Origin of the sequence: Corynebacterium pseudokroppenstedtii (genome assembly GCF_019754945.1) — a bacterium.
In the GTDB taxonomy this organism is placed as follows: Bacteria; Actinomycetota; Actinomycetes; order Mycobacteriales; family Mycobacteriaceae; genus Corynebacterium; species Corynebacterium pseudokroppenstedtii.
On sequence record NZ_JAEUWU010000005.1, the window covers coordinates 1 to 19,666 of the forward strand.

The window sequence follows — 19,666 nt, forward strand, 5'->3', positions numbered from 1 at the left end:
GGCCAGGCCTCAGCATTTTATTATGGTGATCCCCTGGGCGAAATGCGCCTGGTAAGCAGAGTTTTTGAAATGTAAGGCCTTTGAATAAGACAAAAGGCTGCCTCATCGCTAACTTTGCAACAGTGCCCGCTCAGATCGACACCACGACTGCGTCCGGTCGCATGGTGTTCGGAATCTTCGCCACCTTGGCCGAGTTCGAGCGGGATCTGATCCGAGAGCGCACCATGGCGGGTCTCGCCTCCGCGAGAGCGCGCGGTCGCAAGGGCGGACGAAAATTCGCGCTCACCAAAGCTCAGGTGCGTCTCGCGCAAGCCGCCATGGCCCAGCGCGATACTTCAGTTTCCGATCTCTGCAAGGAACTCGGCATCGAGCGCGTCACTCTCTACCGATATGTCGGTCCCAAAGGCGAGCTCAGAGACCATGGAAAGCATGTTCTCGGACTTACGTAGCAACTCGTTTCTTTTCGCAGGTTGAGCCACCTCCGCGCTTCATCAGAAAACTGAAGGAACCTCCATTGAATCGAACTAATATTTTTTTTGGTGAATCGCATTCTGACTGGTTGCCTGTCAGAGGCGGAGAATCTGGTGATTTTGTTTTTCGACGTGGTGACGGGCATGCCTTCGCGAAAATCGCACCTGCTTCCCGCCGCGGTGAGCTCGCTGGAGAGCGTGACCGCCTCATTTGGCTCAAAGGTCGAGGTGTGGCTTGCCCCGAGGTGATCAACTGGCAGGAGGAACAGGAGGGTGCATGCTTGGTGATAACGGCAATTCCGGGAGTACCGGCGGCTGATCTGTCTGGAGCGGATTTGCTCAAAGCGTGGCCGTCAATGGGGCAGCAACTTGGCGCTGTTCACAGCCTATCGGTTGATCAATGTCCGTTTGAGCGCAGGCTGTCGCGAATGTTCGGACGCGCCGTTGATGTGGTGTCCCGCAATGCCGTCAATCCCGACTTCTTACCGGACGAGGACAAGAGTACGCCGCAGCTCGATCTTTTGGCTCGTGTCGAACGAGAGCTACCGGTGCGGCTCGACCAAGAGCGCACCGATATGGTTGTTTGCCATGGTGATCCCTGCATGCCGAACTTCATGGTGGACCCTAAAACTCTTCAATGCACGGGTCTGATCGACCTTGGGCGGCTCGGAACAGCAGATCGCTATGCCGATTTGGCACTCATGATTGCTAACGCCGAAGAGAACTGGGCAGCGCCAGATGAAGCAGAGCGCGCCTTCGCTGTCCTATTCAATGTATTGGGGATCGAAGCCCCCGACCGCGAACGCCTTGCCTTCTATCTGCGATTGGACCCTCTGACTTGGGGTTGATGTTCATGCCGCCTGTTTTTCCTGCTCATTGGCACGTTTCGCAACCTGTTCTCATTGCGGACACCTTTTCCAGCCTCGTTTGGAAAGTTTCATTGCCAGACGGGACTCCTGCAATCGTCAAGGGATTGAAACCTATAGAAGACATTGCTGATGAACTGCGCGGGGCCGACTATCTGGTATGGCGCAATGGGAGGGGAGCAGTCCGGTTGCTCGGTCGTGAGAACAATCTGATGTTGCTCGAATATGCCGGGGAGCGAATGCTCTCTCACATCGTTGCCGAGCACGGCGACTACCAGGCGACCGAAATTGCAGCGGAACTAATGGCGAAGCTGTATGCCGCATCTGAGGAACCCCTGCCTTCTGCCCTTCTCCCGATCCGGGATCGCTTTGCAGCTTTGTTTCAGCGGGCGCGCGATGATCAAAACGCAGGTTGTCAAACTGACTACGTCCACGCGGCGATTATAGCCGATCAAATGATGAGCAATGCCTCGGAACTGCGTGGGCTACATGGCGATCTGCATCATGAAAACATCATGTTCTCCAGTCGCGGCTGGCTGGTGATAGATCCCGTCGGTCTGGTCGGTGAAGTGGGCTTTGGCGCCGCCAATATGTTCTACGATCCGGCTGACAGAGACGACCTTTGTCTCGATCCTAGACGCATTGCACAGATGGCGGACGCATTCTCTCGTGCGCTGGACGTCGATCCGCGTCGCCTGCTCGACCAGGCGTACGCTTATGGGTGCCTTTCCGCAGCTTGGAACGCGGATGGAGAAGAGGAGCAACGCGATCTAGCTATCGCGGCCGCGATCAAGCAGGTGCGACAGACGTCATACTAGATATCAAGCGACTTCTCCTATCCCCTGGGAACACATCAATCTTACCGGAGAATATCGTTGGCCAAAGCCTTAGCGTAGGATTTCGCCCTCTCCCGCAAACGACCCCATCTTTGCGGCGATCGTGGCCGGATAGCCGTCTTCGACAATCAGCCGAGCTAACCGGAGACGGGCACGAGGAGTGAGAAGAGCGTTCGGATGGGTCATCAATTGGCCTCCGCCGCGGTCTTCGTAAGCGCGCGTCTGGTGAGAAGCATGATGACGAGAGCGATCGCTGTCAGCACCGAAGCGACCCAAACCGGCGCGAGCAGCCCCAGCCCGGTCGCGAGCCCGAGCGCACCAAGCACGGGCCCCGCTGCAGCTCCGATATTCAATGCTGCGGTTGCGTACGAACCGCCCATCGTTGGCGCACCCGATGCTGCATACAGCACACGCGTGATCAGAGTACTGCCGACGCCGAACGACAGGAATCCCTGAACGAGGACGAGGACGATAAGCGCAACGGGATGAGATGCGACCACTGCCAACACGATCCAGCCTGTCAGCAATAGCGGTCCGCCGACTGCGAGCACGAGGCCAGGTCGTTGATCTGATAGTCGTCCTGCGATCGTGACGCCAAGGAACGATCCGATGCCGAACATCACCAGCGCGACGGACACCCACGCTTCGGCCAAGCCCGCGGTCTCGGTCACGATGGGTGCCAGGAAGGTGAATGCCGCAAAGGTCCCTCCGTTGATCAGCGCTCCGAGTGCCATGGCCAGGATGAGCCGCGGCGTCGCCAACTGGCTGAGCTCGACACGGAGCCTTGGTGAGGTCGCGCTAGTCTCGCTCCGACCAACATTGTTCGTGACGCCACGAATGACTCCAACGGCCGCGGGAATACAGAGGATGGCGATCGCCCAGAACGTCGTTCGCCAGCCCAGCGCTGTGCCGAGCAGTGCCCCGGCGGGGACGCCCACGACGGTTGCGATCGTCGTGCCGGAGAGCAGGATCGACAGTGCACGCCCCTTCTGGTTCGCTGGCACGAGGGTAGTGGCCGTGCTCAGTGCTACGGCGAGGAATCCTGCGTTTGCGAGAGCGCTGAGCACCCGGGTGATGAGCAGGAGAGAGAACACTGGTGTCATCGCTCCGATGACGTGGCTTCCCGCGAACACGAGAAGGCAAACGATCAATGTGAGCCGCGGTGGCCAACGGCGAGCGAATGCCGCCATCACTGGCGCGCCGACGACCGTACCGACTGCGAATGCGGAGGTCAGCAGGCCCGCAGTGCCGACCGAGACGTCAAGTTCGGTCGCGATCGCGGGGAGCAATCCCGCGAGCATGAATTCTGAAGTGCCCATGACGAAGACCGCCAGGGCAAGCATGTAAAGGGCAAAAGGCATCGAGTACTCCGAGGTGTGAGATCAAGAAATGGTTCTTCTTGTCACCACGGCCAGCGCCCCGGGTACGCCAGACATACGCCCACACAGATCGTGGGCGTCGTAACTAGTGGTTCAAGGGGCTGGCGGTGTGACCGACAACCCCTGACCTGTCTGATTCGGGACTCGACATGCCCCAAACTCTAACATGCCTTGGTGCTGTTGCAAAGTTGGGGCAGTAGGAAGACCGGCGTGGAATAATCAGGTCCATGGGCATCTTCTCCGGTCGGCAGTTCCCTCGTGAAATCATCCTGTGGGCGGTGCGGTGGTACTGCCGCTACGGCGTGAGCTATCGCGACCTCGAAGAGATGATGACCGAGCGGGGAGTGCCGGTCGATCACACCACGATCTACCGCTGGGTCCAGAAATATGCTCCTGAGCTGGATAAGAAGACCCGGTGGTATCGGCAAGTTCCTGACTGGCAGGCCAGGTCCTGGCGGGTGGATGAGACCTATATCCGGGTCGGGGGAAAGTGGTGCTACCTCTATCGGGCAATCACCGCAGGTGGCCAGACCCTGGACTTCTACCTCTCACCAAAACGCAACGTCGCGGCAGCGAAGCGTTTCCTGGCGAAGACGCTGCGGTCGAATAAATCGGCAGGCTATCCGCGGGTGATCAGCACCGACAAGGCCCCCTCACTCGCCAGGGCAATCTCTGAGCTGAAGGCGGAAGGCGTCTGTCCATCGACGGTCGAGCATCGTCGGGTGAAATACCTCAACAACGTCATTGAAGGCGATCATGGCCGGTTAAAGCGGATCCTGGGGCCGAAAGGAGCATTCAAAAACCAAACGTCTGCCTACCGGACGTTGAAAGGGATGGAAGCGATGCACTCATTGCGGAAGGGGCAGGGCACGATGTTTGCCTATGGTCACCCGAATCCGGATGCAGTGATTGTTAGCCGGGTATTCGAGACGGCCTGACAACACAGGCACATAGCGTTGATCACACAATAAAAACGGAGCTTTCTTGGCTCCCGCCCCAAGTTGCAACAGCACCGCTTCGTTAACGCGCTCGGTCACACCCTCTAGCGAATAGCTGCGGCCTAATTTCGAGCCGGCCTTAGCTGCTTTACGCTTTCGGGTACGCCCGGCCTTCGTGGTGTTCGTAAAATAGGCCTCCTCTCCGTCGTCATCGACCAGGGCCACGGTTAACGACTCGCCCTCGGTCTTTGAGTTAGGCTGCCCTTTCAGGGACAGGTTGTAGTCGCCAGCAACCTCTAGCGCCTTGACCAGCGGGTCCTCAGCATCGGCTACTCGTTCATCAGCACACAGCGCGTCTATGCGCTTGCGAGCGAAATCAGCCCAGGTGATTGCTGTTAATTCATCCACGCCCAGGCCCGTCGAGTCGGTGGACTGGCCCTCTTTGCGTGCCCTGCGCTCGGCAGGAAGTAGCGATATTTCCGGCTTTATCGGCTTGCTTCCATTGCCTCCCTGCCGGCCTCCCGGCTTGCCCAGGACACGCATCCCCAACTCGCGCATCAACTCATCGTTGACGTTGCGCAACTTAAACCAGTTACGCATGTCCCTCGGCGCAGCCTTCTTTGTCTGCGGGTCGTGATTGGCAAAGACGATGTGGTTGTGGACGCAGCCGCTTTTACTGTCGGTGTGCGTGGCAACGGTAAACGGAACTCCCGTGCCTTTAGTCAGCCGCATCGCCAGCTCTGAACCGGCTGCATTAGCCCGAGCTACATCAGCCGGGTCATCCTTATCCAGCTCGTCTTTCGCCCACGACTGGATATAAATAATTGCTTGGTCAGTGCGCTGAGCCGGAGCATAACGCTCCATCTCGTCCACACTGGCCTCCATGAAGTCCACTCCAGACCAGCGGCCAGATGTCGCCGACGGCGAGAACGATTCAGCATTAGGTTGAACCGTGCATAAAGCATCAGCTCGCACCCGACCCTTGCGGGCATTGTCTGCCGTTCCGTAGACGGCATACACCGTCGCCGCGCGGAGGTTCTGACTGTAGCTAATCTTGATTGTGGACAAAGTCTTTCACCTCCTGGCGGAGAGAATCGACTTTATCAGCGATGCCTTCTACCAACTCGGACACCGATTCAGTCCCGTCGATATTGGCGCGCCGAGCCAGCTGGTTCAGATTGATGCCAATCCGACGCAGCTGCTCGTTCATCTCGTCCCACCGGCGCAGCGTCTCCGGGGCCAAACGCTTCTGCGTTAGCACGCTCTCCTCCTCTGCGAGGACATAGAGAGCTTCCCGGAACACGACTGCTTTTTGCACACCTGCGAACCGTGCGACCTCCTCGACAAATTTGTCCAAATCCTTGTCGAGGCGCACGGTTGTCCGCGAATATGTCGAGAACTTGTCTCGCATATCCACCTCCTACATTCCATACTTACTGTGGCAGGGTGGCCCCGACTGCTGACGCAGCCAGGGCCACAGTCTGTTAGTGAGGGTCACGCTTCTCCGGTGTCGGCCCCCTGAATCTGCTGCGCATCTTCAGGCGTACTCGCCACCGTCAAAGACGGCCCTCCCTAACAGGCGGCCAGCAAGCCACTCGGGCACCTCCGGTGCCTCGTGGCGCTGGCGAGGGAGATTCTCTCCCTCGACCCTCTGGCCCTACGCTCACTGACCGTAGTAGTCAGTTTGCTCCGGGCCTGCGGGGGATTCCTCCAGCTCTGGGGAGCCTTCGGAATCTGCCTCAGAGGCTTCGTCAGCCTCTTCGTATTCCCCGCCGTGGGAGTCCTCAGAACCCTCCGACTCCTCCGACTCTGTAGAGTCATCGGAGCCTTCATCGGCTTCTTCGTCCTCCGACTCCTCCGGCTCGGTAGAGCCTTCGGAATCGACTTCGGAGCCTTTATCAGCTCCTTCGTCCTCCCCGCGATGAGCGCCCTCGTCCTCCTCGGACGCTTCGCGGGAGGGGGCCACCTGTGCGCCGCATTCCACGAGCAGTTCCCAGACAGAACGGTCGAGAAATGCGGCCCATTTGCTCGACGGTTCATAAACGCAGGCGGCGAGAACTTTGCCTAACCTACGCTCAATTTCCTCGAACTCCGCAGCCAATTCGGCTTCCTCTCGCTTCTGCTTCTCCAGGCGAGCTTCAAACTTTTTTATCGCAGAAGCGGTCTGAGACTTCGTAATCATAGTTCTGGTTCCCATCCTTTATCTGTGTCGTTTTCTTCTGGTTCATTCTGGAAAAGAGGGGCAAATCGCGGGTCTTTAACCGTGACGTTACGGGGCTTGCGCTCGGGCTGGCCCGGGGGATTGCCGTTGGGCTTGCCCTGCATTTTCCTGTCGCGTTCGTCAAGCTCTCGTGACAGCTGGTCTATTTCGGCATCGACCTTTTTCCTCTCCTCCCTAAGCTGCTCCAGGGACACGCCCTCTGCGGGAGCGTGTTGGGCAAGATCCTCGAGAATCTCCTGGACGCGATTAGAACGACGAATGATGTCGGCGCAGTCTAGGCCGACTAAACCTGCGATAAGACCTTTTGCAGATTCCTCGGCTTCGTAGCGTTCCTTCGACCCGCCGCGAGGTGTCCGGGGTGGCTGCGGTGATTGTGGCTCCATGGCCAACTCCTTTCTTTAGGTTGCGGTATTTCGGTGCCATCGGGCACTTGGGTTAAGCGCCCGATGGTTCAAGGCTTCCCCGGGGTACTGTGTTTCCTGCGTTGTTAACGTCTCTGTGACGATAAAAGTGCCTAGGGGAGGGCTGCGAGAGAGCTGCATGCAAACCGCCTACTTACACTCAGACCAGTTGTCGCCAGGGCCAGCTGAATCCGAGAGCACAGGGACAGAGACCCCACCAGAGGAAGGCAGCTCGACAGCCTTAAAGGCGGCTACCACACACTCCTTAATCCCCTCAGCACGCTCGCGTGGCACCGAGAGAATAATCTCGTCATGGACGAAAATGCGTACCATCTCCAGGACTTCCCTCGGGAGATTGAGAACGCCCTCCAGGAATACGTCTCGGGCCGTGCCTTGACCGTATGCAGCCGGTGCTTGGGTATAAGCCCTATCTCGTGCGACAGCTACACGGCGACCGAAGCCGGTGGAAACCCAGCCACGAGTCTCGGCGCTTTTACGCAGAGACTCTTTGAAGGACTCCAGCTCCGGGAACTCACGATGCAGGCGATCAAGCTGAGACCGAGCCTCAACAACAGAGATGCCAGCATGGTCGGCAAACGACTTTGGCCCCATGCCGTAGTTTGCCGCATGGCCGAGAGCTTTAGCCTCAGACCTGCGGGACTTATCGCCAAATACACGGACAGCCATCTCTGTATGTGCGTCACGACCAAGCGCGAATAGCTCTGAGTAGCGCTCGTCACCGCTGCCAGCAGCCATGCACCTAGCATCAATCTGGCTCAAATCCACGCTGATAAGAACCTCGTCAGCACTATCCGAGAGGATCATCTCGCGTTGACGGATAAGCCTTTTATCACGAGAACCGAAAACCGTCATACCTGGATCTTTGGTGCTCAAGCGTCCAGTGTTCTGACTGGACTTAATAGACGGGTACACACGGTCACCGTGCAGATACTTTTTAATCGTCGCAGCAGGCGTCGAGGCTTGCAGCAGTGTTTGCATCCTGGTCGCCAGCTCGACTACCTCGGGGGTGCCTGCATGTTGCTTAGCAAGCTCCTGCATCGCCTTACCGCTAATCGAGATTCCACCTTTCTTTGTACGCGGCACTTCGGCACCGAATCGGCCAAAGTAGTCTGCAATAGCCTGCTTGCCATCTACCGAAGCCCATGGCGACGTACCTTCGTCGGGCATACCGACAGTGTCTACTAGCCACTGTCGGATATTGCTTTTCGTCTGTTCTTCCTCCGCGAAAAAAGCCTCGACCTTACCGGTGTCTACACGGATACCTTTCGCTTCCACGACGGATAGAGCGTACGTCTTTTCGTGCTCACGCTGGAGATATTCCTCGCCCACTGCGTCGATGGTCTCAGGCAGAAGCTTGCTGTATACGGCAGTGTTCGCCCGCACGTCCTGGAGCGCGTACTTGACATAGTCAGGGTGATCGGTGGGTATCTTGTCGAAGCCACCAAACTGCTCCGCCTGCGCGTCAAGTACTGTTTTCCCATCTTTGAGCAACTTTCCACCAACGCTGTAACGCGACGCGACAGCATTGAGGTCGTACTTTAAGTTCTTAGCACCACCTGCAGCCAGCCGCGCCATGACGAGAGTGTCATGCACACGGTTAGACTTCACCAGAGCCTCAACATCGAGACCATAAAGACGCTGTAGCGCAGCCAGGTCGTATTGGACGATGTTGTGGCCTACGACCACGCCTGCACGCTCGATTAGAGGTAGCAGCTCACCTGCAATATCGGTTGTAGCTACAGGTTCTGCACCATTGATGGAGTAAGTAGCCAGCCGGACAAAGCCAGGGTCATCCGTCACGTGCAGGTCATCGGCACTGCCGGTCTCCAAGTCGAATACCAGCGTGTCAACACTATCTGTATCCGAAGGCTCAGGTGTTGCAGGCGTAGAAGGCTCTGGCGGCACACTGTTATCGGGACCAGCACCAGGGCCGGGGCCACCACCCCAGTCATCCTCGCACACCACATGAAAAAGCTTCGTGTGGTGCTTTACACCAGCGCTTTCAAGACAGTATCCACCAATCCACGCGCCTTGCAGACGGGAGTAGACACGCCCGAGGCGGCGTGCTGAGACCTCGTCCAAAGAAACCAGACCCTCAGGCAGAGGGACATAGTCGCGGGAGTCAGCGATCTTGCATTCTGCGTCGAAGGCGCGAAAATCGTCGCCCTCCATTGCTTCATAGAGCCACGCTAGGTGCTCAGCGTTTTCCTGCTCAGAAGCGTTATACCGTGCTCGGATCTCCTCCAAGTCTGTCGTGAGATCGGCATACCCGACGTGCTCCAAGGTGCCACCGACCACGTGATACCAGCCCTCGAAAGAGCCGAACGGGCCGGCCACATTAGGCGATGGCCTGCCAGCCACAGCCCATGCACGGATTAGTGTCAGTGCCGCTGCCAGCAGTTCACGCCGGTGAGCACGCACATATCGGCGCAGGTGAGGATGCCGGAAACCGCTGCGAGATTCAGGCCTGGAGCACTTCGGGTCGAGAAGAATAGGAACGACACGGCGGGCCAGGTCGCCGTCAACAGCGATATTATTTCCGGCTGCGTACACGCACAGGTTGTTTTGTACCGAAATCATGCGCGACTCACCAAGGATGCGGTCGGTATAAGACTCGGCTGTCAGCAGGGCAGATAGAGCTTTACTATCCACACCGACGCTACATTCGTCGAGGAAAAGTGTTGCAGCACCAGCAAAAAGCTTCGACGCAATTACCTTCCGCATCTCTGTCTCAGTACCAGGCAAGTCCTGCACCGCAGCAGTCTCGCCTGTTGCGATCAGATGGAAAACATCTGTGAGCAGACCTTTTCCAGAGGATCGGCGCACGGCAGAAATCACGTGCATGGGTGCTGTAGTAAGCATCGGGCGCGCCAAGGGAGTTAGCAGAGCACCGAGAGCACGGGTGCGATCAGCAGGAGTTACCCACGGAAAATCGTAGAGAACATCCTCAAGCAGCACCTTTGCATTCTCCACGTCCTGATCACTTGGTTTATCTGGCACAGAGATACCGGTAAGGGAATCGTCGAGGTCTACATAGACACCCGTGCCCTTGTGGTAACCCGAGCGCGTGATAATTTCGCCAGTCTCTGTAACCAGCGGCGACCGCGTCACGCTGTGCAGCGGCGGCAGACTATCGGTATAGAAAGGAGTGAAAATCACGTCGATATCTTTGTCCATCGGTGCCACGACAGTGGTGGAATCGTCAGTTTCACGCACCAAATCGAAAGCAGCAGCAGCCAGACGCCGCCCCGTTGCACGGTCTACCGGCACCAGGACAGCCTGGCCATCACGCCGAGAAATCATTACAGGACGAGAATCCTGGCGAAACAGTGTCACACCTGCATGTTTACTCTCAATTGCCTCCCAAGCTCGATCCCATAGCGTTTCAGGCGGCAAGTCGGTATGAAGCTTCGGACGCGAGTCGTTGCGAGTCTCGTCAGTGTTGCTGCGCTGCTTCTTGCTAGCACGCTTCGGCATCTTGCTGGCAGGCTTAGCCTGCGCCTGGCGAATCCACAGCTCAAGCATCTCCGAGCGCTCGCCATCGTCCACAGTGGCAAGGACATCATCTAACCCTTGCGACCCGTGGCCTGGCATACGCACGAAACGGACAGGGGATGCACCCCACGCCTTACAGTGTTCACCAAGGCCTTGCGCACCGTCGTAGACAGCACGGTTAGAGCCAGCATCAGCATCAGGGATGATGTAGACAGACTGCCCTTTAAGACGGGCAAAAGCAGGGTTAGGCCCGTCCTCGCCACCCATCCATGTCTGAATACCAGGGATGCAGTACACAGCAGTCGTGTCATCAGTCCAGGTCATCGCAGCAAGAGCCTGCTTCGTACCCTCGACCACCAGCACGCGACGTGTGGCACTCGTAATCGGTCGCCGCTCGATAAACGACGGCGAGATATTCGACCCTTCTTTCTTCGGGCAGATGTATTTACGGGGTCGCCCCTCCTCGTCCACCAAAGAACCAGGTTGTGGCTTTACTTGCCACGTCACACCGCGCCCGGCCTCAACCATTGGATAGACCAAAGCCGGAAGGGTGTCGTTTCTATCTGCAATCCAGCGCAACGGCTCAGGCAGCTCGTCACGGGTGGAGGCAGTATAGACACCAGTTGCAGCGATTGTTTCATCGCTAATAGCAGAGGCATGAAGCTCAGCTAGATGGTCTGAATTAAGGTCAATGTCTGGACTTATGACAGTCGAGGCAGTAGAATCAGAGTTGTTCAGATTATGAGAGGCGCTCTCCGGGGCGCTTTTCTTATGTGTCACGCCGCTGCACCCCCAGACAGAACAGTTGTAAGGCGGCAACGTTGCTCCTCACTTAAAGCAGGCGCAACAGCTACAATGGCATCGACGAAATCCTCGACAGTCGCCGGGCGGTGACATGCCGCTAAGTAAGCATCGAGATCGGCGCGGCTTACTCGGTACGTGCCGCCGATAAGATGTGCTCCCAGCTCGCCACGCTTAATCCTGTCGCGCAGAACGTCAGCGCTGCCGAGACCCATGTCGGTGAGGTCAGCGAGGGTATAAAACGAAAGACGGGGGTTGACCGCAGGAGCGGTAACAGAGGAAGACAAAGCGTACTCCAGACAGCATTAATCGCTATCCGGAGAGGGGTGCGTTCCCGGCTTATATCTGGGCGGTCTGAGAGCACCGTGCGCAGCTTCGCTTTACGGGAGCGCTAACTCCCTACCCAACCTCTGTCCCCAGCCTGGCTTGCCGTTCCAGGACTTACGCGGATGTATCTTTTATCGTCGGAGAAACGGCATGCTCGTGCCGTCGGGGCTACCCATTTTAAGCATTGTTCTCGGGGTTATCCCTGCCGACTCCCTCGCATAACGGAAAATCGACACTGATGACAAGTATAGGGAGCAACCCGCCAGCCGTCAAGAAAAAAGAGCACTTTTTCGGCACAGGTCGCCGCCGTTAGGTACGGGACATGTAGGGGTTGGCGCGGCCTAGGTACCGTCCGAGATTGCTCCGGTGCTATCAGTCTTACTGCGTGCTTTTTGGTGGGGGTTATGGGGCTTATGGGGCTTGGATTTCGGCCCTCTATGCAAAACATGAAAAAATGGAAGCTTAGGTACACAAAACCTTTTAAATTTTCCTATTTTCTAGCGCAGGGTTAAAAGTAGGCCCCCTAACCCCCACCTGCTGCTGTACCGTGCTGCTGTGCTGCCGTGCTGCTGTGTATGGAAATGCTATATAGTACCCACAACCCACATTCATTTAAGAGCGAATTGTTACGAACCTTGGTGCTTTCGCTTGTGGCGTCGCATTCACCTGAACAGCTCAACGTCGTTCTCGTTGATTTCAAAGGTGGCGCAACGTTCATCGGTATGGAACGGTTGCCCCATGTTGCAGCTGTGATCACGAACTTGGACGACGAATCCGCGCTTGTTGATCGTATGGAGGATGCCCTCCAGGGGGAGCTGACCCGGCGTCAAGAATTCCTTCGCGCGCACGGGGTGTCGTCCTCGGTGGAATACGCCGATATGCGGCGTCAATGTGCTGGTCGCGGAACTGCCGATGATAGTGATTATCCGCCTCTTCCGGCACTCGTCATCATTATCGATGAGTTTTCGGAATTATTGAGTGCGCATCCTGGTTTCATCGACACTTTTGTGGCGATTGGACGATTGGGACGCTCTCTGGGGGTCCACCTTCTTTTAGCGACGCAGCGCCTGGAAGAAGGACGATTGCGGGGTCTCGATGCCCATCTGAGTTACCGCATCGGGCTTCGCACATTTTCTGCAGGGGAGTCGAGGATTGTTCTTGGCGTCAACGACGCCCACACTCTTCCCAAGGAACCCGGTTATGGCCTCGCTCGAGTGGGTGGGGATTCCATCACCGCATTTCGTGCCACCTATGTCTCCCGACGCTGGAATGGTTCCGTTGCATCGGAAGCTGCTGGTTCCTCCGCCAGGTTGGCAGCGTCGCCACAACCATCAACTATTCTGCGCATTGCCATTGACCGTTTGAGCATCGACGGACCCTGCGCATCGGAGGTGGCGCGCTTTGTACCTGCCCGAACGATATGGCTGCCGCCCTTACCTGACGTCTTAACCATGTCCGAATTGAATACTCGGACTCGTCGTCTCACACGCGACCACACCTGTTCCAACGAAGGTCTTCAGATAACGATCGGTCTGATCGACGCACCACGTACTCAACGTCAGATCCCATGGACTATTGACCTGCGGGGATCAGCCGGACATATCGGCATTATTGGTGGCCCGCAGTCAGGAACAACAACCGCGGCACGAAGTGTGGTCACGACGTTGGCGTTATCCCGTACCAGTGACCAGGCACAGTTTTATGTACTGGACATGGGTGGATCCGGTCTAAGAACTCTGGAACGATTGCCACACACGGTCGCCGTGGTTCACCGTCATGAACATGACCGCATCCTTCGGCTGGTCAATGAAGTCGCTGTGTTAGCCGAGGACCGTCGGGAGGAATGGATCCGGCAGGGGTGGGTCAGCGTCGATGCTGCCCGCGACCACGGGCTTAGCGACATTTTCGTGGTTATCGACGGATGGCACGTCATAACGACAGATTTCCCCGACGTGGCCGATGCTCTCGGGATCCTCATTGCAGACGGCCTCTCGGTAGGAATTCATGTCATTATTACGGCCAATAGATGGTCCGCACTGCGGCCCCAGATCCGTGACTTACTCGGAACGAAAATTGAATTATCGCTGGGGGACCCCCTGGAGTCGCTGATTGATAGGAAACTGTCTGAACGGATACCCAGCCGCCCAGGTCGAGCAATCGCGAAATGGAAGGGGACCAGCCTTCATGCCTTGGTCGTTCACTCAACGAACCAAGACATTGCCGAGGTGACGCGCATAGCAGCGCAACGAGGAGATACTCGTGTTCCCGCGCTACGGGTTCTTCCCGACGTCCTCACACGTGAGGAACTCGATCCCCTTCTTCCTCCAGCGATCGCGATGGGCCGCGAGAGCGTGCGTCTATCAACGTGGTTATGGTCGACGGTGGCAAACCCAGCGATGCTCATCGTCGGAAAAGGGGAGAGCGGCCGAACAACGACGCTTCGCTCACTTATTCACGGAATAACAAGTGCGTATAAACCCAAGGATTTCGGGAAGAAACCTGTGGCGGATCAGGGTGCAAAAGCCGATGATTCCGCAGCTGATGCGACGAGCACGGATGATGTGCCAACCGCCGCCATCGTCGTCATCGATCCGCGCCGAACGCTGCTGGCGGAAGTTCCAAGCGATTATGACGCCGGATACGCCTCGACACCCTCCGCCGCAGACACTTTGATTGCTCAGTTGACCACCACCATGAACATGCGCTTACCTGGTGATTCGATCACACCGCAGGAACTGAAGGACAGATCGTGGTGGTCCGGGCCCGAGATTTTTCTTCTTATCGACGATTACGACCTTCTCACGATTTCGCCGTCCGTCATGAGCGGGTTTGTCAGTGTGCTTCCACATGCTCGTGACATCGGGGTGCATATTGTTGTGGCGCGACGGGCATCAGGAATGATGCGCGCAGCTCACGATCCTCTGCTCGCAGGAATGCGTGCCATCAACGGGGTAGTCGCGCTGCTGTCCGCGGATAAAGACGATGGCCCATTATTCGGGGTGCCATTGCGGCCAGCTCTTCCAGGCCGCGCGCACATCGTTGTCAACGGGACGACCAGCGAAATTCATTTCGCACGTGCGCAGCTTTCACCCGAGGACAGTGCCGAGGACGAAGACAAGAAATGTAGTCCTGCCGGCTCTGATGCGGATGACACAAACGTGGCTGTTACGGATGACGCCGATGCAGCCGAAACCACCGCGGCCGACAGTAATAACACCGAACAGAAATAGCACCGAACAATTTAACGGGGTTGGGACACAAGGGGAACTACGTGACTGTGAGTACGACGACAAGGAACTACGCGTCACCAAGCTTTACGCCGACGATGCTTCCAGATAATCATCAGGCTCGTATAGAGAGACACAACGAGTCCAGCCGGGGCCAGAGCGTCCCGGACGTTGTCTCCATCGGGCGTAACAGCCGAACCGAACAACGTATTGTTTTGTGTCCGTCATGGTGGGGGCTACTTCGTCGGAAGCGGTGGGCTGATAACTACCTCGACGATGATGCACAGCGGTATCGGCACCCGGATACTGATCCTTCCTTCGCACGCTCGGCGTTAACAGAGAACGCTCCAACCATTCTCCCGATGTCCGACGCGCTCTGTAGCATTGAGCCTGCTCTTCGGCCTATTTCGTTCGTCCTCCACATCGCAGGGCAATACGCGGGTCTGACAGCGCTGACTCTTCCTGCCGACGAAGCAATGACAGATCTTGTCCCCATCGGCGACGGAAAGTCCTTTATGGACCCCTTGATCGCCGTCGTGAGTGCAGAAATTGAATCTGCCGTGGAGACCGGCCGAGTCCCGAGTTCCCGCGAACGAGACCTGATCGGACCCGAGGGCGTCGAAGTCCTTGTCGTTGCTACAGACAAGGCTGCAAATAAGCCTGGTCGGGGTGCCGAACTTGTTGAATATGCCCTGGAGAAGCTGAACGAGGCGTCCATTCCGGCGATGCGAGTCGGCATCGAAGAGATAGAGATTTCAGCGCGTATGGCCGGAGTTCTCTCGCGCGATTCACAGCACGATGTTCGCCCTATGAGCACTGAGGTGCACCGCGCCGGGAACGAAACGCACCGGGGTGGGGATGACACCGCGTTGCCTCGGGGAGGGCGAACCCAAAATAATCCACACAACAGGGTGCCAACGGACAAGGATGGTTCACCAAACCCCACGAAACGAAAGACAACCGACCTTCGTCCGCCGCGCCGGGATTATCGCCGGGGAGGGTTTTTACTCCGCCACCGCAATGCGCTCGCTGTCACCATGTGCACCCTTGTCCTCATCGGGACAGCCCTCGCCGTCACGTTGCGCAGCGGCGGAAATCATGAGCAAACGAATCAAGCAGAAGCCAACTCTCAACACATTGATGGCGATGAACAGGCAGAGGGGAATGAAGCAACCGGGGGACAAACAGCACTATCCGCCACGCCAGCAAGTAGTGACCACCATGATCAGCCTGGAGGAATCGTCGATAACGGAATTGTGCGGGCAGCCTTGACCTCTGGATGGATACGGTCTCACTCGTCGACGCCAGAGCGTCTTATTTTGGAAGACCCTGCGGATGGAGACATACGGATTCTGGTCTCAGGGCATCCCGTCCAACCCGACGTGACCGACGCACACCTCCGTGAACACGTGGAATCAATGGTCCAAACCCGCACTGAGTTTTCCAACTACGCGCCCGAATCCGCGTGGCGGCAAGGTGCCGTGAGCTACGAAGAACGCCCAGAAGGTGGATCGGTGGTTCAGTGGACGACATTTTTGCAAGAAGGAAAACAAGTCAGCGTCGGATGCCAATGGAAAGGGGAGCTCACCGCGAAACGCACAGCGGCATGCTCGACCGCCGCGCGCAGTGCAGAAGTCATGCCCTCTTGATGCGGAAATCCATGCCAGTAGGCGTATTTTTCCAGCATATGGAGTCAAGACAGTTAATCGTGGGTGCGAAAAGGCACCCGCCAGAAAGATATTAAATAAGTGGGAACCGATCGACGACTGATGAGTCTGTACTCATACACCGCCACAACACCACGGAAAACCTCGGGATTGTAACGAGGCCGTGGGGGCGGGATTCGATATCAACACATTTCACTAAGACGGGGGAACCAATGAGCGGGCTTTTTGCTACCGAACACGAACTGATGACCACGACGGCTGGGAAAGTGGATGCCGTCAATGACCAAGTCCAAGCAGAACTTCAACGGCTACAAGGCACTGTCGACGGCGTCGCGGGAGCATGGAAAGGAAACGCCAGCGTCGCCTTCGGCGAACTCATGGCTCAATGGAACGACGCCGCGCTCCGTCTCCGTGAAGCGCTGAGCTCCATATCGGACAACATTCGCGCGAACGCCTCGGCATTTGCCACCACCGAAGAGCAGAACGCCGCATCATTCACCCAGCTAGGCGGCTTGTCACTATAAACCTTCGGGCCATCACTCTGACCAATCACGAAAGACATAAGGAAGAGAACAGCACTATGAGCACCGATATGATCCACTACAGCTTCGGCGACATCGCAGCAGCCAGCGGAGACATCACCCAAACATCTGTACGTATCAACGGCTTACTCGATGAGCTCAAAAGCCAACTAGCTCCCATGGTCAGCACCTGGACCGGTGAATCTGCCTCCGCATATCAGTCAGCCCAGCAACAATGGGACACCGCTGCAGCCGACCTCAACCAAGTCCTCGCCACCATCGCAAGGGCGGTGGCAGGCAGCAATGATTCCATGAGCGATATCAACCGCTCGGCTGCAGCATCCTGGAGTTAGCGTAAAACCGTTAGCCTAAATCTCAAGGACACACAGGTGGGTTGACGAGGGCAGGGTGGAAGCCGACAATGGAGAAATTCACCAATTCATGCAGTGATTATTCATCCGCACAGTTGAACTGCACGAAAACGGTACATAAAATTCAAGGAATGAATTTTCTGCGTTCAGTGCGGTCCAGCTTCCCGCGCACAGCGACCCACCGTCGGTCAACGGCACCGGGACAATCAGCCGCGGGCACTCAACTGCCCTACACACTGGCCCGCACTGTCGCCACACTGGGAACGTGTGCAACCCTCGTCGGCGTCAGTGTTGCCGGATGTACCTACAACTCCGAAGGAGCAGGAACATCCGACGACCCGACCGAAACGATCTCAGTTCCTAAGGACGACGCCATCGCCAACTCCGTGCCCGCAGCACTGAAGCAAAAGGGTACTTTCACCGTGGGAACGTCGGCGGACTTCGCCCCACTCGAATTCATCGGAAACGATGGGAAAACCATCGAAGGCGCCGAAATCGACATGGCCAAAGCCGTCGGAGACCTCTTCGGGCTCACCACGCAATTCACCAACGCAAGCTTCGACAGCCTCGTGGCATCCGTCGGCACCAAATACGACGCGGGATTCTCATCGTTCGATGTGAAACCCGAACGCCTCGAGCACACCAACATGGTCACCCTGTACACATCCGGGACGAAGTACTCCGTCCTCAAAGACAACCCTCGGGACATCGACCCCAGCGACATTTGTGGTGACTCCGTCGCCGTCCTCACCGGGTCCGTCTATGAAGAAATGGCCAACGACAAGAACGACCAGTGCAAGCACAACGGCAAAAAGGGAGTAACGATCCAGTCGTACAAAAACTCCGCAGATGTTGCCACCGCCGTCGCCGGAGGGAAAGCTGACCTCTGGTTCTCCGACTCGCCCGTCGTCGATTATGCAGAGAAGCAATCCAAAGGGCGCGTCCAGCCGATCGGGAAGGTCGTCGACTCCACTCCTAAAGCCGCCATCGTCGCCAAGAATGACACCCAACTTGCCGACGCCATCCATGCCGCCATCCAAAAGCTCATCGACGACGGGACGATGAAGAAAATCCTGGCCAAATGGGGAACCGAAGATTCCTTCATTTCCGAATCTCAACTCAACCCCAAGCCAGATGATGACGCATAAACCCCAGCGCGATAGTCACCACGCCAGCCAGCGCACGACTACGAGCCGCTACGCCAGCCACCGCGCCACCATAGCTGCAGTACTGGTGTTTGCTGTCGTGGGAGTGCTATCCGGCTGCACATATAAATCCGAAGAAAGCCCAACCGGAAATAACGCAATAGCGTCCACAATCGATGCCCTCAGCACCAACGATGACATCGCAAAGACAGTGCCAGAGGCGGTCAAGTCCCGCGGAACGCTCATCGTCGGGACCTCGGCCGACTACGCGCCCGCCGAATTCGTCGGCTCCGATGGCAAAACCCTCGAAGGATTCGAAATAGACCTCACGCGGGCACTCGCGCGCGTGATGGGTCTCCAAGCAGACATTCGCAACTCAACATTCGACAGCATCATTCCGTCCGTCGGCACGAAATTCGATGCCGGAATCTCCGCATTCACCATCAATAAAGAGCGAATGAAACAAGTCAACATGGTCAGCTTGTATGACTCCGGGCGAGCATTCGGCGTTGCCAAAGGAAACCCCAAAAACGTAGACCCGGAGCACCTATGCGGGCACTCCGTAGCTGTGCAAACAGGGTCCTTGCACGAAGAAGTCGTCACCGAAGAAGCGTCCCACTGCGGAAGCGGCGAAAAGCTGACCATCCAAAGCTACAAAAACCAAACAGACGCGTCCACGGCAGTCGTAGGAAGAAAAGCCGACGTCATGGTGGCAGACTCGCCGATAGTCTCCTACGCCGTCAACCAATCCCAAGGGCGCCTCGACACCGTCGGCACCATTGTGAACCGGGCACCGAAGGCAGCGATTGTTGCGCAAAACAATCGACCCCTGGCAGAAGCCATTCGAGCCGCCACACAAGAGCTCATTGATAATGGCACCATGAAAACGATCATGGACGCGTGGGCCAACAAAGGATCCGACATCCCCGAAGCCCAAATAAACCCGCCCGTGTCCTCCTGACACTTCTGACGACAGACCG

General features: G+C 57.1%; 16 protein-coding genes and 5 pseudogenes. 12 read left to right on the forward strand and 9 right to left on the reverse strand.

Annotation, left to right across the window (positions count from 1 at the left end; translation table 11 throughout):
• The 4 genes and pseudogenes from JMN36_RS08910 to JMN36_RS08925 form a co-directional block, all read left to right on the forward strand.
• Window positions 1-75, forward strand: a pseudogene (locus tag JMN36_RS08910) (IS6 family transposase); the annotation flags it as partial.
• 53 nt (window positions 76-128) lie between these two features.
• Window positions 129-449: pseudogene (locus tag JMN36_RS08915) on the forward strand (recombinase family protein); the annotation flags it as partial.
• Window positions 450-514: 65 nt separating this feature from the next.
• A complete protein-coding gene (gene aph(3'')-Ib, locus JMN36_RS08920) occupies window positions 515-1,318 on the forward strand; it encodes an aminoglycoside O-phosphotransferase APH(3'')-Ib (RefSeq protein ID WP_001082319.1) in 804 nt (267 codons plus the stop codon).
• Window positions 1,318-2,154 carry an aminoglycoside O-phosphotransferase APH(6)-Id gene (locus tag JMN36_RS08925; RefSeq protein ID WP_000480968.1) on the forward strand — a complete coding sequence of 279 codons (837 nt, stop codon included), beginning with the start codon at window positions 1,318-1,320 and terminating at the stop codon, window positions 2,152-2,154. Before aph(3'')-Ib ends, JMN36_RS08925 begins: the two co-directional genes overlap by 1 nt.
• Before the next feature lie 105 nt (window positions 2,155-2,259).
• Here the strand turns inward: JMN36_RS08925 and JMN36_RS08930 are convergent.
• The 3 genes and pseudogenes from JMN36_RS08930 to JMN36_RS11110 all read right to left on the reverse strand — a co-directional run.
• A pseudogene (locus JMN36_RS08930) lies at window positions 2,260-2,358 on the reverse strand (IS481 family transposase); the annotation flags it as partial.
• Window positions 2,358-3,533 carry a chloramphenicol efflux MFS transporter Cmx gene (gene cmx / locus JMN36_RS08935; RefSeq protein ID WP_042529219.1) on the reverse strand — a complete coding sequence of 392 codons (1,176 nt, stop codon included), beginning with the start codon at window positions 3,531-3,533 and terminating at the stop codon, window positions 2,358-2,360. The pseudogene JMN36_RS08930 and the gene cmx, both read right to left, overlap by 1 nt.
• Before the next feature lie 21 nt (window positions 3,534-3,554).
• Window positions 3,555-3,608 carry a chloramphenicol resistance leader peptide gene (locus JMN36_RS11110; protein ID WP_011113070.1) on the reverse strand — a complete coding sequence of 18 codons (54 nt, stop codon included), beginning with the start codon at window positions 3,606-3,608 and terminating at the stop codon, window positions 3,555-3,557.
• Between the two features lie 170 nt (window positions 3,609-3,778).
• Here JMN36_RS11110 and JMN36_RS08945 point away from each other — a divergent pair, with 170 nt between their 5' ends.
• Window positions 3,779-4,489 (forward strand): IS6-like element IS1628 family transposase, encoded by a 711-nt coding sequence (locus tag JMN36_RS08945; protein WP_011069225.1) that lies wholly within the window; start codon window positions 3,779-3,781, stop codon window positions 4,487-4,489.
• Here the strand turns inward: JMN36_RS08945 and JMN36_RS08950 are convergent.
• The 6 genes from JMN36_RS08950 to JMN36_RS08975 all read right to left on the reverse strand — a co-directional run bounded on the left by JMN36_RS08950 (window position 4,400) and on the right by JMN36_RS08975 (window position 11,715).
• Window positions 4,400-5,557: a relaxase/mobilization nuclease domain-containing protein gene (locus tag JMN36_RS08950; RefSeq protein ID WP_241865292.1), complete on the reverse strand. Its 1,158-nt coding sequence runs from the start codon at window positions 5,555-5,557 to the stop codon at window positions 4,400-4,402. The two genes, JMN36_RS08945 and JMN36_RS08950, sit on opposite strands and share 90 nt — an antisense overlap.
• Window positions 5,538-5,900 (reverse strand): plasmid mobilization relaxosome protein MobC, encoded by a 363-nt coding sequence (gene mobC, locus JMN36_RS08955; RefSeq protein WP_046203530.1) that lies wholly within the window; start codon window positions 5,898-5,900, stop codon window positions 5,538-5,540. Before mobC ends, JMN36_RS08950 begins: the two co-directional genes overlap by 20 nt.
• Window positions 5,901-6,152: 252 nt before the next feature.
• The gene (locus tag JMN36_RS08960; protein ID WP_052723096.1) at window positions 6,153-6,671 is read right to left on the reverse strand and encodes a hypothetical protein; all 519 of its coding nucleotides are present in this window, start codon (window positions 6,669-6,671) and stop codon (window positions 6,153-6,155) included.
• Window positions 6,668-7,093, reverse strand: coding sequence for a hypothetical protein (locus JMN36_RS08965; protein ID WP_046203532.1), 426 nt, complete (start codon window positions 7,091-7,093; stop codon window positions 6,668-6,670). Before JMN36_RS08965 ends, JMN36_RS08960 begins: the two co-directional genes overlap by 4 nt.
• Before the next feature lie 168 nt (window positions 7,094-7,261).
• Window positions 7,262-11,407: a DNA polymerase gene (locus JMN36_RS08970; RefSeq protein ID WP_046203533.1), complete on the reverse strand. Its 4,146-nt coding sequence runs from the start codon at window positions 11,405-11,407 to the stop codon at window positions 7,262-7,264.
• Entirely contained in the window at window positions 11,404-11,715 is a 312-nt protein-coding gene (locus JMN36_RS08975; RefSeq protein ID WP_046203534.1) for a helix-turn-helix domain-containing protein, read from the reverse strand. Before JMN36_RS08975 ends, JMN36_RS08970 begins: the two co-directional genes overlap by 4 nt.
• Window positions 11,716-12,363: 648 nt before the next feature.
• Between JMN36_RS08975 and JMN36_RS11115 the strand changes: the two are divergent.
• The 7 genes and pseudogenes from JMN36_RS11115 to JMN36_RS09005 form a co-directional block, all read left to right on the forward strand.
• Window positions 12,364-13,014: pseudogene (locus JMN36_RS11115) on the forward strand (FtsK/SpoIIIE domain-containing protein); the annotation flags it as partial.
• A 288-nt stretch (window positions 13,015-13,302) separates the two neighbouring features.
• A pseudogene (locus JMN36_RS11120) lies at window positions 13,303-14,985 on the forward strand (FtsK/SpoIIIE domain-containing protein); the annotation flags it as partial.
• 47 nt (window positions 14,986-15,032) lie between these two features.
• Window positions 15,033-16,631, forward strand: coding sequence for a type VII secretion-associated protein (locus JMN36_RS11025; protein ID WP_221924276.1), 1,599 nt, complete (start codon window positions 15,033-15,035; stop codon window positions 16,629-16,631).
• A 230-nt stretch (window positions 16,632-16,861) separates the two neighbouring features.
• Window positions 16,862-17,173, forward strand: a complete 312-nt coding sequence (locus tag JMN36_RS08990) for a WXG100 family type VII secretion target (protein ID WP_012732365.1) — start codon at window positions 16,862-16,864, stop codon at window positions 17,171-17,173.
• Between the two features lie 56 nt (window positions 17,174-17,229).
• Complete coding sequence (locus JMN36_RS08995) at window positions 17,230-17,523, forward strand: WXG100 family type VII secretion target (protein WP_204087517.1); 294 nt, start codon at window positions 17,230-17,232, stop codon at window positions 17,521-17,523.
• Between the two features lie 149 nt (window positions 17,524-17,672).
• Window positions 17,673-18,689: an ABC transporter substrate-binding protein gene (locus tag JMN36_RS09000; protein ID WP_204087516.1), complete on the forward strand. Its 1,017-nt coding sequence runs from the start codon at window positions 17,673-17,675 to the stop codon at window positions 18,687-18,689.
• The gene (locus JMN36_RS09005) at window positions 18,676-19,647 is read left to right on the forward strand and encodes an ABC transporter substrate-binding protein (RefSeq protein ID WP_204087515.1); all 972 of its coding nucleotides are present in this window, start codon (window positions 18,676-18,678) and stop codon (window positions 19,645-19,647) included. Before JMN36_RS09000 ends, JMN36_RS09005 begins: the two co-directional genes overlap by 14 nt.
• Window positions 19,648-19,666: the final 19 nt, after the last annotated feature.

What these genes read in the sequence shown, in the direction of transcription:
- JMN36_RS08925 (WP_000480968.1), top strand. Translation starts at nt 1,318, where the DNA reads ATGTTCATGCCGCCTGTTTTTCCTGCTCATTGGCACGTTTCGCAACCT.
- cmx (WP_042529219.1), bottom strand. Translation starts at nt 3,533, where the DNA reads ATGCCTTTTGCCCTTTACATGCTTGCCCTGGCGGTCTTCGTCATGGGC.
- JMN36_RS08945 (WP_011069225.1), top strand. Translation starts at nt 3,779, where the DNA reads ATGGGCATCTTCTCCGGTCGGCAGTTCCCTCGTGAAATCATCCTGTGG.
- mobC (WP_046203530.1), bottom strand. Translation starts at nt 5,900, where the DNA reads ATGCGAGACAAGTTCTCGACATATTCGCGGACAACCGTGCGCCTCGAC.
- JMN36_RS08960 (WP_052723096.1), bottom strand. Translation starts at nt 6,671, where the DNA reads ATGATTACGAAGTCTCAGACCGCTTCTGCGATAAAAAAGTTTGAAGCT.
- JMN36_RS08965 (WP_046203532.1), bottom strand. Translation starts at nt 7,093, where the DNA reads ATGGAGCCACAATCACCGCAGCCACCCCGGACACCTCGCGGCGGGTCG.
- JMN36_RS08990 (WP_012732365.1), top strand. Translation starts at nt 16,862, where the DNA reads ATGAGCGGGCTTTTTGCTACCGAACACGAACTGATGACCACGACGGCT.
- JMN36_RS08995 (WP_204087517.1), top strand. Translation starts at nt 17,230, where the DNA reads ATGAGCACCGATATGATCCACTACAGCTTCGGCGACATCGCAGCAGCC.
- JMN36_RS09000 (WP_204087516.1), top strand. Translation starts at nt 17,673, where the DNA reads ATGAATTTTCTGCGTTCAGTGCGGTCCAGCTTCCCGCGCACAGCGACC.
- JMN36_RS09005 (WP_204087515.1), top strand. Translation starts at nt 18,676, where the DNA reads ATGATGACGCATAAACCCCAGCGCGATAGTCACCACGCCAGCCAGCGC.